The 15,105-nt window shown below is 43.1% G+C and carries 11 protein-coding genes; 10 read left to right on the forward strand and 1 reads right to left on the reverse strand.

Annotated elements, in window-relative coordinates; all coding sequences use genetic code 11:
- Positions 1 to 30: 30 nt before the first annotated feature.
- Both ABMQ40_RS07205 and ABMQ40_RS07210 read left to right on the forward strand, forming a co-directional pair.
- A complete protein-coding gene (locus ABMQ40_RS07205; RefSeq protein WP_370898023.1) occupies positions 31 to 2,520 on the forward strand; it encodes a beta-mannosidase in 2,490 nt (829 codons plus the stop codon).
- Positions 2,521 to 2,624: 104 nt separating this feature from the next.
- Positions 2,625 to 3,533: an AEC family transporter gene (locus tag ABMQ40_RS07210; RefSeq protein WP_370898025.1), complete on the forward strand. Its 909-nt coding sequence runs from the start codon at positions 2,625 to 2,627 to the stop codon at positions 3,531 to 3,533.
- Here ABMQ40_RS07210 and ABMQ40_RS07215 read toward each other — a convergent pair.
- Positions 3,530 to 4,003, reverse strand: coding sequence for a hypothetical protein (locus ABMQ40_RS07215; protein ID WP_370898027.1), 474 nt, complete (start codon positions 4,001 to 4,003; stop codon positions 3,530 to 3,532). The two genes, ABMQ40_RS07210 and ABMQ40_RS07215, sit on opposite strands and share 4 nt — an antisense overlap.
- 99 nt (positions 4,004 to 4,102) lie before the next feature.
- Between ABMQ40_RS07215 and priA the strand changes: the two genes are divergently transcribed.
- From priA to gldG, 8 genes are all read left to right on the forward strand, one after another.
- Entirely contained in the window at positions 4,103 to 6,550 is a 2,448-nt protein-coding gene (gene priA, locus ABMQ40_RS07220) for a replication restart helicase PriA (RefSeq protein ID WP_370898029.1), read from the forward strand.
- 159 nt (positions 6,551 to 6,709) lie between these two features.
- Positions 6,710 to 8,182: a D-alanyl-D-alanine carboxypeptidase/D-alanyl-D-alanine endopeptidase gene (gene dacB, locus ABMQ40_RS07225; RefSeq protein ID WP_370898031.1), complete on the forward strand. Its 1,473-nt coding sequence runs from the start codon at positions 6,710 to 6,712 to the stop codon at positions 8,180 to 8,182.
- Between the two features lie 81 nt (positions 8,183 to 8,263).
- Positions 8,264 to 10,189 carry a M1 family metallopeptidase gene (locus tag ABMQ40_RS07230; RefSeq protein WP_370898033.1) on the forward strand — a complete coding sequence of 642 codons (1,926 nt, stop codon included), beginning with the start codon at positions 8,264 to 8,266 and terminating at the stop codon, positions 10,187 to 10,189.
- Between the two features lie 200 nt (positions 10,190 to 10,389).
- Positions 10,390 to 11,586: a glycine C-acetyltransferase gene (gene kbl / locus ABMQ40_RS07235; RefSeq protein WP_370898035.1), complete on the forward strand. Its 1,197-nt coding sequence runs from the start codon at positions 10,390 to 10,392 to the stop codon at positions 11,584 to 11,586.
- A complete protein-coding gene (locus ABMQ40_RS07240; RefSeq protein WP_370898037.1) occupies positions 11,586 to 12,032 on the forward strand; it encodes a toxin-antitoxin system YwqK family antitoxin in 447 nt (148 codons plus the stop codon). Before kbl ends, ABMQ40_RS07240 begins: the two co-directional genes overlap by 1 nt.
- The gene (locus ABMQ40_RS07245; RefSeq protein ID WP_370898039.1) at positions 12,032 to 12,586 is read left to right on the forward strand and encodes a CopD family protein; all 555 of its coding nucleotides are present in this window, start codon (positions 12,032 to 12,034) and stop codon (positions 12,584 to 12,586) included. Before ABMQ40_RS07240 ends, ABMQ40_RS07245 begins: the two co-directional genes overlap by 1 nt.
- Positions 12,587 to 12,686: 100 nt before the next feature.
- Positions 12,687 to 13,415 (forward strand): ABC transporter permease, encoded by a 729-nt coding sequence (locus ABMQ40_RS07250; RefSeq protein WP_370898041.1) that lies wholly within the window; start codon positions 12,687 to 12,689, stop codon positions 13,413 to 13,415.
- 4 nt (positions 13,416 to 13,419) lie between these two features.
- The gene (gene gldG, locus ABMQ40_RS07255; RefSeq protein ID WP_370898043.1) at positions 13,420 to 15,090 is read left to right on the forward strand and encodes a gliding motility-associated ABC transporter substrate-binding protein GldG; all 1,671 of its coding nucleotides are present in this window, start codon (positions 13,420 to 13,422) and stop codon (positions 15,088 to 15,090) included.
- The last annotated feature ends 15 nt before the right edge of the window (positions 15,091 to 15,105 follow it).

Below are 15,105 nucleotides of genomic sequence, written 5' to 3' on the forward strand. Positions count from 1 at the left end.
ACGCTGTTTATCAAATAACCATTATTATTGATGAATAAAACGATCCTTTTTGCTTTCTTTTTCGTCCAAAACTTAATCTTTGCCCAGTTTTCAGAAAGGAGCCTGTCCCCTGAAAGATGGCAGTTCAGAAATTCAAAGGAAGAACAATGGCTGCCTGCAAAAATTCCCGGAACTGTACATCTTGATCTGATGAGCAATAAGATTATTCCGGATCCCTTCCGGGATGAAAACGAAAAAAAAGTACAATGGGTAGAAAATGAAGACTGGGATTACCGTACAGAATTTACCGTTTCACCGGAAGAATTGAAAAACCGGAATATCAATCTGGTATTCTGCGGTCTTGATACCTTTTCCGAAATTTATCTGAACGGAAAGCTGCTCATGAAGACCGATAACATGTTCAGAAAATGGGTGATTCCCGTTAAAGAATACCTTAAGTCCGGCCATAATCTGCTGTATATCAAATTTAAATCTGCCGTTGTCACCGGAAAAGAGCTTGCCGCTAAAGTTCCCTTTACTATGCCTGAATCTCCGAGAAGCTTCGTAAGGAAAGCACAATATCAGTTCGGATGGGACTGGGGCCCAAGGCTGGTTACAGCAGGGATCTGGAAAGATGTGAAGCTCGAGTTCTGGAACAGCGCCCGGTTTGAGAATGTACAGGTGGAGCAGAAAAGTCTGAGCGAACAAAAAGCGGATCTTGATCTTCATGCTGCAATTACGGCTGATAATGAAGGCACATATACCGTATTGATCAATGAGAAGCTGGGTACTGTCCACCTGAAAAAAGGGAAAAATACCATCCGGCTTCCTTTTACCATTGAAAAGCCGAAGCTTTGGCAGCCCAATGGCTGGGGCGATCCTTATTTATACGATATAAACATCTCTTTACAAAAAGGAACGAAAGTCCTCTCAAATGAACGTGTCAGGATCGGTTTGAGGACTATTGAGCTGGTACAGGAAAAAGATGCCAAAGGAAAGACCTTCTATTTCAGGGTCAATGGTAATCCTTTGTACATAAAGGGAACCAACTGGATCCCCGCAGACAGCTTTTCACCTGCGGTCGCGAAAGAAAAATACCGGCAGCTGATAAAAGATGCCAAAGAAGCCCATATGAACATGATCCGTGTCTGGGGTGGCGGGATCTACGAAGATGATGAATTTTACAAGGCCTGTGATGAAAACGGTATCCTGGTTTGGCAGGATTTCATGTTTGCTGGAAGCTTTTATCCGGCAGATGATGCTTTTTTAAACAATGTGAAAGAAGAGGTGAAAGACCAGGCCAGCAGGCTCAGGAATCATCCGTCCATTGCCTTATGGTGTGGAAATAATGAAGTAGATGAGGCGATCGTCAATTGGGGATACCAGAAGCAGTTTAAATATTCGGAACAGGATTCCCTGCAGGTTTGGAAAGACTATAGGAAAGTTTTTCATGAGCTGATCCCGAATACCTTGAAAGAGCAGTTGACCCCCGAAAAAAATATATACTGGCCAAGCTCCCCGTCTATTGGATGGGGGCACAGGGAAAGCCTCACAGAAGGAGATTCCCATTATTGGGGTGTCTGGTGGGGAGAGCAGCCGTTCGGGATATACAATGAAAAGGTGGGGCGCTTCATGTCCGAGTACGGCTTTCAGGGAATGCCATCCTTGGAAACAACAAAAACAATGTTTTCCGGAACCCCTGACCTGGATCTGCAAAGCCCGGTGATTAAAGCTCACGAAAAGCATGCAAGAGGTTGGGATATCATCGGTGTATATATGAAGCGGGATTATAATGTGCCGGCAGATTTTATCGGGTATAATTATATCTCCCAATTGCTACAGGCCCGCGGGATGCAGATCGCTATAGAAGCCCACCGCCGTGCAAAGCCATACAATATGGGAACCCTATACTGGCAGTTGAATGATTGCTGGCCGGTGGTCTCTTGGTCCTCCATCGATTACTCAGGAAACAGGAAGGCTTTGCATTACCAGATAAAAAGAAGCTTTGAGCCACAGGCTGTTTTGATGGAAGAAAAAGACGGAATGCTAAGCTTTTATGCTGTGAATGATGATTTGACGAAATTTCAAGATGTTCACTTAGAGGTTCATGTGGTCAGATTCAATGGTGAGATTATAAAAAAGATTAACATTGATGGCAAAGGGAGGACATTAAAGGATAATCTGAAGATAGGAACATTCCCGTTGAAAGACCTGATCCCGGATACTGATAAAAATGACGTCTTTTTAAAATTAGCGGCAAGTGACGGTAAGGGACGGATCATCGCCCGGAACCATTATTTCCTTACCAAACCGAAGGATTTGAAGCTGCCAAAGCCCGATATTCGGATCAGGATGATCTCCCCGACGGAAATTGGGATTTCAACAGACGTATTGGCCAAGGATGTTTATCTTTTGGGTGGCACCCATTTCAGTGATAACTTTTTTGACCTTCTCCCGAAGACCACAAAAAAGATACGGTTATCGAAGCCTTTGGAAAAAATTGAGGTAATGAGCCTTTGGGACACCATGCAGGAGCATTGAGGCTTCATCAAAGGATCAAACACGGGACCGTTTAATATTATAAGCATATGAATTATTTTTGCAGGATGAAACCCCTTGTGTAAATTTGCATCATATCTTCAGCTATGGTAAATTTTGTTCTGATAGGCGTCTGTATTATTGCCGGAATGGTGCTCAAAGCAACAAAATCCATCCATCCTGATGCGCATAAAGGGATCAATACCTGGATTCTTTATCTTGCCCTTCCCGCCATTTCTTTCAAGTATATACCTAAAGTTCACTGGAGCCTGGAAATGCTTTTTCCCATTGTGGCAACTTTTCTTATTGCTGTTTTCTGCTTCTTTTTTATGATGCTTTACAGCAGGCGTAAAGGTTATTCGGGGAGGTCCAGGAGCACTCTCGAGCTGGCAAGTGGCTATAGCAATACCTCTTTCATCGGGTTTCCCCTGATCAGCGCTTTTTATGGCGAAGGTCTTTTAAGTATTGCTGTTATCTGTGATCAGACCATGTTTTTTTCGCTTTCAACCTTGGGAATTATCGCTGCCGTGAGAGGGGGAAGCCGGTCCGGAAAGGTAAGTGCAGGGTTTATTCTGAAAAGACTGGTTACCTTTCCTCCGCTTATAGGCTGCATCGCAGCATTGGTACTTTCCCGGTTCATTGATTTTACATCGGCGGAGCCGTTCTTCGATAAGCTTGCGGCAACGGTGAGCCCTCTGGCTTTATTCTCGGTAGGCCTTCAGCTTAAGTTCAACGGATGGAAAAAACTGATTCCCCAGATATCCGTTTCAATGCTTTATAAACTGATACTGGCACCGGCAATGGTTTTAGGATTGGCCTTATTGCTCGGAATAAAAGGAAATATAGCCAGGATCACTGTGTTTGAGGCCGCAATGCCTACCGTAGTTACTTCAAGCATTATTGCTGAGCAGTTCAGGCTCAATACCAAACTGACGAATCTGATCATCGGTTTCAGCATCATTGCGGGATTTTTAACCTCAGCGGTCTGGTATAAGATCATTGAGTTTGTATTCTAGCCTTCCAGCTTAAAGTCGTATAAGAAGATTGAATCGATAGTATCCTTCCATTGTTCTATGGAAATGATATTACTTCCTATAGGTAAGATGGAGGTTGGAAAATAGGCAGAATCTCCTTTGAGCCTTATTTTTGCTTTAAAGGTCATTTTCTTGCCGGTCCTTTGTATGGTGACCAGGGCAAAAAGAGGAGTATCCATCATCCGTGCCTCGGAGAAGGTAAACTCTATGCTGTTATCCTTTTTGTCATCTTTCTCAAAGTGTTTCAGCAATTCAAATAAATCTACCTTACCGGAGATGTCTTGTTCCCGGATGATCTCAAAACGGATGATCCGGCCATCTTCAATTTCAGGCTTAACCCATATCTTTTTACCGATGGGGATCGTTATTTCCTGTTTGTTGATGGAAACCTTTTCCTGTGCCGGAAGAATTGTAATAAAAAGCAAAAGCAGGGATAAAAGGAATTTTTTCATGGTATTTAGTTTAAAGAAGTCCAACATTAGAACGATAAAAGGAGAAATTATTGCACTTGTGTAAAGAAAAATTTAATTTTACATTTTAATTACTTCCCTTTGCGATACGCCCAGATAGTTTTACCGTTGAACCTCAAAGGCTCTTTTACCTATAAAGTGCCCGGGGAGCTGGTTTCCACATTACAGACCGGGATGCGTGTACTGGTTCCCTTCCGTGGTAAAAAGATCTACACGGGAATTGTTTTTGAGATTCATGATGAAGAACCCGAAAGCTTTGTTCCAAGGGAAATAATCAGTATTCTGGATGAATCGCCGATCCTGCCGGAAGAGCAGATTAATTTCTGGAGCTGGCTCTCGGATTATTATCTATGCAGCCTGGGAGAAATTTACCGTTTTGCATTTCCGTCTTCCCTGAAACTGGAAAGTGAAACCTATCTGAAACTGAAGCCCAATGTGACCGTGGATTTTGAAAACCTGGATGTCAATGAAATGTATCTCATCCAGGCCCTGGAGGTCAGGCAGCTGATCAATCTTTCAGATATCGAGGCCTTTATTCCTAAAAAAGATATCATCAGGACCATCAATTCCCTTATCGATCTTCAATATATAGAGATTGATGAGAAAATCTCCGAAAAATATAAAGCCAGGGAGATAGCCTATGTAAAGATCAATGAAGACCTCCTGGACAACAGGAGCCTTACCCTGATACTCACCAGGCTGGACAGAGCCCCGAAACAGAAGGAACTATTCCTGAAAATACTCTCGAAACAGACAGAAAACCCGGATATTCCTGTCAAAAAGTCTGAGGTCTTTGACGAGGGTAACTTTGCACACAGCCATTTTAAGCCTTTGGTGGATAAAGGCCTGGTGGAGGAATATTATCTGCAAAAAGACAGGCTGGAAAGCTATGAAGGCGAGATCGAAGCAGTGGAAGAACTTTCGGAAATACAGAAAGCAGCTAGAGAAGAGATAGATGAAGCTTTTGAAGAAAATAAAAACGTTTTGCTTCACGGAGTAACTTCGTCCGGAAAGACCCATATCTATCTGGAAAAAATAGAAGAATACATCAGTGAAGGAAAGAATGTGCTGTTCCTGCTCCCCGAAATCTCCCTAACCAAACAGATTACACAGAGGCTGGAAAAAAAGTACGGCAGACAGCTGGGCTTTTACCATCAGAAGCTGACAGACTTTGAGCGTGTGGAGGTCTGGAAAAGAGTTAAGAATAATGATATCCGGGTACTTATAGGGACCAGGAACTCACTTTTTTTACCGTTCCGTGATCTGGGACTCATCATTGTAGATGAGGAGCATGATTCCGCTTACAGGCCTAAGGAGGTTTCCCCGTATTTTAATGCCAAAGATGCAGCGCTGGTACTGGGAGGTTTTTATAAGGCAAAAGTAATCCTGGGCTCCGCAACCCCTTCTGTTGAAAGCTATTATTCGGCCCGGAAGGATAAGCTGAAATACATTTTTCTGGGCGAAAGGTTCGGGAAGGTAAAGCTGCCGGAATATGAACTGCTCAACTTCAAAGAAGCCCAGGAATCCAAGAAGGCTACCGGAAGCTTTTCTTTACGGCTGATTGAAGAGATGAGGAGAACCCTGGATGAGAACAGCCAGATAATGATTCTTCACAACCGCCGTGGTTATGCCAATGTGGTTGAATGTGAAACCTGCGGATATGTCAACTACTGCTCCAATTGTGACGTGGTGATGACCTACCATAAATCGTCCAACGAAATGAAATGCCATTATTGCGGACAGCGGGCTTCCAAACCCAGGACCTGTCCGAAATGCCATTCCGAAAACCTGAATGAAAGAGGAGTAGGCGTTGAACAGATCCATGAAGAAGTTTCCAGGCTGTTTCCGGACCATGAAGTGGACAGGATGGACGTAGATTCCATGCGTAAGAAATTTGCCTATGAAAAGCTGTATGAAAAGATTGAAAACCGGGAAACCGACATCGTTGTAGGAACTCAGATGATCTCCAAAGGTCTGGATTTTGACCATATTGAGCTGGTTGCCATTCCCAGGGCAGATGCATTGCTCTACGTGCAGGATTTCAGGGCTGAAGAAAGAGCCTATCAGCTGATCACCCAGGTTTCAGGAAGAGCAGGAAGGGTTTCCGGAAAAGGAAAGGTTCTGATCCAGACCTATAATCCGGATCATTCCGTTTTCCAGCTTATAAAGATGAATGATGCTTCAAAGATCTATAATTATTTTCTTAAGGAAAGACAAAAATTTCATTATCCGCCATTTACAAAACTGATCATGATAGAGCTGAAGCACCGGAAAGAAGATAAGGTGAACCGGGCTTCCCAGTTTCTGGGCTCCGTTTTAAGGAAATACCTTCCGGAAGAATGTGTGCTGGGACCGGAAAGGGCACAGATCGCCAGGCTTAATAACCTGTATCAGTTCCAGATCCTGCTAAAGCTGCCGCGGGGAAGAAATTATGACAAATTCAAGGAAATGGTTTTGCTAAGTCTAAAAGAATTTGATGAAATTACTGCCTATCAAAGCATTAAAAAAGACATTTTCGTAGATTTTTAACAATTTTTAACAAATTTTATAGGCTTTTATAAGCCGGTGAAGGATCTACTTATAGCAATAATTTCTACTTTTGAACGTTGTTTAAATGTTTGGGCCTTTAATCATTGATTTAACTAATTGATTTTTAAGGCATCCAAACTGTAAGAAAATGAAAAATAGATGGTAAATTTCAGAAAATATATTTCAGGTATTACGGTTTTGGCCACTGGTTTTTTCTTTGCCCAATCTACCGTTTCTACTGTTCTTTACTCTCAGGCTTACGATAATCAGAAAAGTACTTTAAACTTACCTTCTCCCATCACTTCGGCGGTGGAGAAAACGATATTGTCGCCTAAAGAGCTGGTAGACATTAATGTAAACACAATGATGACCGATCCGGTATTGAAAAATGCCAACTGGGGATTCGTAGTGTACGACCCGAAAACGAAAAAAGTAATTTCCTCGTATAATGAAAACACCCCTTTGGTTCCTGCTTCCACAACGAAGCTTCTGACCACAGAAACAGCGCTTAATATGCTGGGGGAAAATTACCGCTGGATAACCCAGCTGGAATATTCAGGAAATATCGATGAAAACGGGGTGCTGAACGGAAATCTTTATATCATCGGAAGCGGAGACCCGTCCCTGGGAACCAATAAGGCAGGTGCCTGGTCTTACAGGGATATTGTTTCAGACTTCGTAGGCGGAATGTCCCGTGAAGGGATCAAAAAGGTGAATGGTGATATCATTATTCAGACGGCGATCTTCAAAGGAAATATTTCAAGGCTTCCGGAAAACGTTGTATGGCTGGAAAACAATAATTATTACTTACCGGTAGGGACGACCAAAGAGATAAACCCTGCCAATGAAAAGCTGATTGTAAAAAAGGGCAACAGTTTTTCCGTAGAGAAAAAGTATTTCTATGTTTCTCCGTATGTGAAACAGATTGTGTATGCAGACAAATATGATGGAGAAGGATATCTGACCACCAGGTTGCCGGATGCTCCGGCCTATCTGGCCAATACCTTCAGGACCACCCTGGTGAAGAGCGGAATTGCCGTTACCGGAAAAGTGACGCCTAAAATGACGGATGCCAATCCCGAAACCAGAAAAATGATCTCGGCTTATAAATCTCCCACTTTAGGTGATATTATTTATTATACCAACCAGCATAGTGATAATTCTCTGGCGGAAGCTTTGCTTAAGACCGTAGGGTTCCAGAAACTGGGAGACCAGACCACAGAATCCGGCAGGATCGTAGTGACGGATCATCTGAAAGAAAGTAATTTTGACCTGGAGGGACTTAATTATATGGATGGCAGCGGGCTTTCCAGAAGCAACCATGTAACCCCGATCTCCCAGGTGAAGTTTTTAACGTCTTTAATGGATGAAAAATACTACAAGACCTATCTGAATTCATTACCGGTAGGAGGCCAGTCCGGAACACTGAAAAGAATGTTCCTCGGAACCGGAAACGGACAGATCTTTGCCAAAACGGGAACTTTGAACAAAGTAAAAACACTGGCAGGATACCTGAAAACCAATTCCGGAAGAACGCTGGTATTTTCCTTAATGGTTAATAATTATGCAGGATCTGTGGATATGGTGAAGAAAAGGATGGAGAAGCTTCTCGAACCTGCCTTGGATTTATAAAAAATAAGTCAGTCGATATAAAAGCCTTTTAATCAATGGTTAAAAGGTTTTTTTTATCTTTGGTTTCAATTAATGATACCTATGAAAAAAATTTCCCTCCTCGTTGTAAGTTTGTTTTTCTTCCAACAGTTATGCAGCCAGCAACAGAATATCGAAAAGAAAGGATTAATAGCAAAGGAAATGCAGTCTTTTACCCAAAAGATGATCGAATATAATGTGAATCCGAATACCCTTAATTATGATCTCCAATATCAGAGAATGGAAGTTACTCTGGACCCGATGGTACACAATATTTCCGGTTCCGTAACTTCACATTTTAAGCCTAACCAGGCCATAAGCAGCATATATTTTGATCTGGACAATACCCTGACCGTTTCCCAGGTACAATATCACGGGACCAGTCTCCTTTTCCAGCAACTGCCTACCAAAGAACTGAAAATTGATTTTCAGAACGCGCTTCCGGCCAATGTTGTAGACTCTTTAACGATAACCTATTCCGGGCCGCCACCATTGGGTAACAATGCCTTTTCTACGGGAACTCTGGGTAGTGACCCCATCATTTCCACATTAAGTGAGCCTTACGGGGCTCAGGACTGGTTCCCTACCAAACAAAGCCTGAATGACAAAATCGACAGGTTTGATTTTAAAATTACCACACCCTCTCAATACAGCGTTGCGGCCAACGGGAAATTCATGTCTGAGACGATCCTTCCCGGAGGGCAGAAGCTGACCTTTTGGAGGACGATGTACCCTACGGCCGCATATCTTATTGCACTGTCCGTTACCAATTTCACTAAGCTTACCGATACCATGGGAACACCGCCGTTTCCTTTTGTCAACTATATTTCTCCTGTTACTGCCGCCAATACTACCGTGATGGCTAATATCAACTGGACAAAGCAGGCGATGGACACCTTTGAAACCTATTTCGGAGCTTATCCTTTCAGGAATGAAAAGTACGGGCATATGGAATTTCAGTATGGAGGAACCTGTATGGAGCACCAGACCATGTCTTCCATGAGCAGCTGGGATAAAGGGGTTATTGCCCATGAGCTGGCCCATCAGTGGTTCGGGGATAAGGTGACCTGCGGTGCCTGGAATGATATCTGGCTGAATGAAGGCTTTGCCACGTTCGGGGAACATCTGGCCAATGAAAAGCTTTTGATGAACAATACCCAGTTTATGAATTATTTGCTTGACCAAAAGAATTTTATAACAAGTTCTCCGGGAGGAAGCGTATACGTTGCGGATGCCAATCTGGGGGATATTTTTGCCATATTCAGCTCAAGGTTGTCCTATGCCAAAGGAGGCTATGTCGTAAGGATGCTGAAATGGATCCTGGGAGATACAGCTTTTTACCAGGCTGTTCAGGATTATCATTCAAGGCCCCAGCTGGCTTATAACTATGCCAAAACATCCGATCTGAATGCTTCCCTGCTTCTGTCAACAGGTAAAGATTTTACGGAATTTTTTAACGACTGGGTCTATGGCGAAGGGTATCCTACCTATGATATCAGGTGGAAGCAATCCGGTGCTCAGGTGACCTTTAAAGTTTCTCAGGCCCAAAGCAGCCCTACGGTAAGCTTTTTTGAAATGCCTCTGCCGGTAAAAGTAAACGGCACGGGAGGCGAAGTAGCTTATTTTGTGTTGGATAATACCTCTAATGATCAGTATTTTATGAAAACGGTTTCATTCCCTGTAGCCAATGTTCAGTTCAATTATGAGTATCAGATCCTCGAGAAGAACTCTACTGTGGCCCAGGATAATACTCTCAGTACATCAGCATTTGATTTCGAAGCTTTTGCTTTATATCCGAATCCTGCCAAAAATGAGCTGTATTTAAAAGGAATCCGCCAGAAAGAGGACTATACCGTTTATTTTACTGACGGAAAGCTTGTGAAGAAAGGAATATATCAGCCTGGTAAAGCCATCCCGGTATCGGAGCTGGTTCCCGGAACCTATATTCTCAGGATACAGGAAAAGAACATTAAGTTTATCAAGAAATAAAAACGGGAAGCTTTCAACTTTGAAAGCTTCTTTTTTTAAGCTCCCTGATAATGATAGCTTTCCAGCCTTGGCAGCCTGATGGAATTTAGAATTTGATATGAAAAAATACGGATTTAAGCGGAACTGTTAGAATTAAAATCATAAAAGCTTATATTTTACAGCCTTTTTCTTAAATTAGCGCATCTAAAAAATTACTAAAAATGATTTCTGAAAAATATCTTCAACATTTACAGAACGAACTTCAAAATATTGAAAATGACGGCCTTTATAAAAGAGAAAGGATCATTACTTCTCAGCAAAGCGCTGAAATTGAAGCTAACGGGAAAAAGCTTTTAAACTTTTGTGCCAACAACTATCTGGGATTGTCTAATCATCCTGAGGTGATGAAAGCTTCCCAGGAGATGATCCAGTCTCATGGCTATGGAATGTCATCCGTTCGTTTTATCTGTGGAACCCAGGATATTCACAAGCAGCTTGAACAAAAGATTGCTGAGTTTCTGGGAATGGAAGATACGATCCTTTATGCGGCTTGCTTTGACGCGAACGGAGGTGTTTTCGAGCCACTCTTTACTGAGGAAGATGCTATTATTTCAGATGAATTGAACCATGCATCAATTATTGACGGGGTGCGTCTGTGTAAAGCGGCGAGATACCGTTATAAGAACAACGATATGGCTGATCTTGAGGCCCAGCTGATCGCCGCTTCCGAAAAAGATCACAGATTTAAGATCATTGTAACGGACGGGGTTTTCTCTATGGATGGCATTGTTGCCAACCTTAAGGGAGTTTGTGACTTAGCCGAAAAATACAATGCCCTGGTAATGGTGGATGACTCCCATGCTACCGGATTCATAGGTAAGACAGGCCGTGGAACTCACGAAGCTAATGAAGTGATGGGCAGGGTAGACATCATTACTTCCACATTGGGGAAAGCCCTGGGTGGAGCATTAGGAGGCTTTACTTCCGGTAAGAAAGAGATCATAGACATGCTGAGACAGCGTTCAAGGCCTTACCTTTTCTCAAACTCACTGGCTCCGGGAATCGTAGGGGCAGCCCTGAAAGTGCTGGATATGATTTCCGCAGATACTTCCCTGCGCGACAAGGTAATGGAAAATGCCGAATATTTCAGAACGCAGATGAAGGCCAAAGGATTTGATATCCCTGATGGCGATGCCGCTATCGTTCCGGTAATGCTTTATGATGCCCCGCTTTCGCAGAAAATGGCTGAAAAGCTTATGGATGAAGGGATTTATGTGATCGGATTCTTCTATCCGGTGGTACCGAAAGGAAAAGCAAGGATCAGGGTTCAGCTGTCTGCGGCCCATACAAGAGAGCACCTGGATAAAGCCATCGCCGCTTTTGAAAAAGTAGGCAAGGAGCTTGGTGTGATTAAGTAATGAAAAGGCTGTCACTGATTGTGGCAGGTTGTCTTATGCTGTCTTCCTGCACAATAGAGATGAACCGGTACGTCAAAGACCAGAATAATGTAAATAAAAGGCACGGCAAATGGAGAGAGGAATATTCTTCGGATGCGGGTACTCTGGTAGCTGTAGGAAGATACAGAAGCGGGGAAAAGGCAGGTGTCTGGAAAACTACATTGGCCGGTAAGCTTTATCAGAAGGACAGGATCAGGAAGAATATTACAAAAACAAAAGTTTACTTTCCTGACGGAAATATCAAGGAGACCGGGCAATCCAGGCTGGATATTTCGGAAAATGGGCGCCACTGGTACTATTTCGGTGACTGGAAGTACTATAATGATAAAGGAGAGCTGCTGTATGTGAAAAAATACCATGATGGTAAAAAAACAGACAGCATCTCATATAAAAACCAGGGTTTATAATGCTTTACACCATAATAAAAGCTTTGCATATCATCTTCATGGTAAGCTACTTTGCAGGGATTTTCTACCTCGTGAGGATCTTTGTTTATTACAAGGATACGGATGAATTTCAGGAAGAGAAAAAGAAAATCTTACGGGAGCAATATATTTTCATGGCCAGAAGGCTATGGAATATCATTACCGTACCTGCGGGCGTTATCATGGCGGTTTGCGGGCTGATCATGATCTTCCTGAATACAGGCCTTATGAAGACTCCCTGGTTTCATCTGAAGCTGACCTTCCTCATTGGCCTTGCCATTTACCATTACTGGTGCTGGAAAAAAGTATTGCAGCTTAAACAATTGAACGGGAATACCCTTGAAACAGCCAATATAAAGCTGAGACAGGCCAACGAAATCGCAACCTTCATTCTGTTCCTGGTAGTATTCACGGTCATGTTAAAATCAGCGGTAATCGAGTATTGGTGGCAATTAATTGCAGGATTTCTCGTTCTGGTATTTCTGATCATGGCGACCGTAAAGCTGGTGAATAAGAATAAAAAAAATAAACAATAGTACTTATAAGTTATGAGTTTTGAGTTATAAGTTGGTTTAAAGCCAACAACCGGTAACTGACAACTCATAACTCATAATTTAAAACCCATAACTAAAAAACATGTTTGCAATTTTTAAGAAAGAACTTTGGAGTTACTTCGGGAACTGGAGCGCATGGATCATCATTGCGGCCTTCAGTCTCATAGCGACTCTCTTTTTGTTTTTTTTCGATAACGACTCCAATATTTTTGAGATCGGGATGGCTTCTCTGCAAAGCTATTTTGTTTTGGTTCCGTGGTTGCTGATGTTCATTATTCCTGCATTGTCTATGAGGACCTTTGCGGAAGAGCAGCAGACGGGGACCCTGAACTGGCTTTTTTCGCAGCCTTTAAAAATTTCAGACCTGGTATTCGGAAAATTCTTTTCCGTTTGGGTAGTGGGGATCCTGTGCCTGATCCCTTCGCTTGTGTATCTTTATACAGTGTATGTTTTGGGAGTGCCTGAGGGAAATATTGATCTGGGAATGACCTTCGGGAGCTATATCGGGTTGGTTATCCTGATTGCGGCTTTTTCAGGGGTAGGGGTTTTGGCCTCTTCACTGTCCCAGAACCAGATCATGGCTTATTTGCTGGGTGTTTTCATGTGCTTTATCATGTACTTTGGCATCGAGCAGCTTGCAAGCTATAAGCTATTGGGCGGTGCAGATTTCATCCTGCAGAACATTGGCTTTTATCAGCATTTTCTGGGGTTCACCAGAGGGCTTGTTGACTTTAAGGATGTCGCTTATTTTGTCCTTATCATCGGTGTTACATTAGTATTATCCAATCATTTTATCAATAAAAAGAAGTAGGATTATGAAGAAGATCCCGTTTAAGTCCCCGTTAGGAATTTTACTGTTCGTCATTCTGCCGCTGGCGGTCATCCTGTTTATCTCAGGCATCCGGCTGGATCTGACGAAAGAAAAAAGATATACCCTTTCCGATAACACGGTAAAAGTTTTGAAATCCGTTAAAAAATCTTTAACCGTTGATGTGTACCTGGAAGGAGATTTCCCCGCGAGCTTTAAGCAGCTTCAGGGTGAAACCAGATTCATGTTGGAAGAGTTCAGAAAGATCAACCCCAAGATCGATTTTAAGTTCATCGATCCCATCAAGACCAAAATGTCTCAGGATACCCTGATGGCTATGGGAATGCAGCCTTCCGTACTTCCGGATATCAGAGACGGAAAGGTTTCCCAGATCATGCTTTTCCCGTATGCCGTAGTAAAATATGATAAAAAGGGAGTTTCCATCCCTCTGGTGGTGCAGCAGACGGGTATAGATGCCGATGAGCAGCTTACCAGGTCCATTGAGAATTTAGAATATAACCTCGTTTCCAATATCAAGAATATCACCACCGATAAAAGGAAAAAAATCGGGATTCTGGTGAATCAGGATGAGCTGAGCCCGGATGAGTTCCAGGGGTTTATGCACCTGGCCCTGGAAAACTATGACGCAGGCCCGGTGATCCCTAAGAACCAGACCGAGCTTACCCTTGCCGATGTGCCTTTGCTAAAGCAAATGAATGCCCTGGTGATCGCAAAGCCCCGAAAAGCATTTACGGACGGGGAAAAGGTGATCCTTGATCAGTACATTATGAACGGAGGCAAGACGCTCTGGATGATCGATGCGGTGAATGCCGAGATGGATACCCTGACGAGGGCTAAAAAGGTAATGCCTTTCCCTATCGATCTTAATATGACAGATTTCTTCTTCAATTACGGCGTCAGGATCAACCCTGCATTGGTAAAGGATGTGAAGAAATTTGCCCTCCTAAGGCTGGTAACCGGGGAAGTAAGCGGAAACCCACAGTACACAAGCCTTCCGTGGCCGTATTTCCCGCTGGGGATCGCAGAACATGATCATCCCGTTACCAAAAATATCAATCCGGTAAAATTTGAGTTCCCTACATCCATAGATACCTTAGGGGGAAGAAAAAATATCAAAACCCACGTTCTTTTTGAATCCAGTGAAAGGACCTTGCTGAAGCAGGTCCCGAACTATGTGGATCTGAAAGAGATTGCCAGCGTAGACAGCCTGGGACAAAGAGAAAGGCCAAGCACCCCGAAAATCTATGCCGTGGCCCTGGAAGGGAAGTTTAATTCTGCCTATGCCTCCAGGATCGAAAGGAAATCTTATCCCGGTTTCAAAGGACAAAGCCCGGAAAATAAAATGATCATCATTGCAGACGGAGACGTAGGCAGGAATAAGATCATCAAAGGCGAACCGCTTCCGCTGGGGGTAGACCTGCTGACCAACGAGCAGTTCGGAAACGAGCAGTTCCTGAGAAATGCGCTGGATTACCTGCTGGATGATAGCAACCTGATGGAATTAAGGAACAGAAACATCGAAGAAAGGCTTCTGGACCGCCAGAGAATCACCGAAGAGAAAAACAACTGGCAATGGTTTAATCTGCTGCTCCCTTTAGTGGTGATAGGCGCTTTAGGAGGATTGTTCTTCTGGCTGAGGAAGAGAAAGTTTGGATAAATAAAAAAGAGAAAC

Origin of the sequence: Chryseobacterium gossypii (assembly GCF_041361455.1) — a bacterium.
GTDB classification, from domain to species: Bacteria; Bacteroidota; Bacteroidia; order Flavobacteriales; family Weeksellaceae; genus Chryseobacterium; species Chryseobacterium gossypii.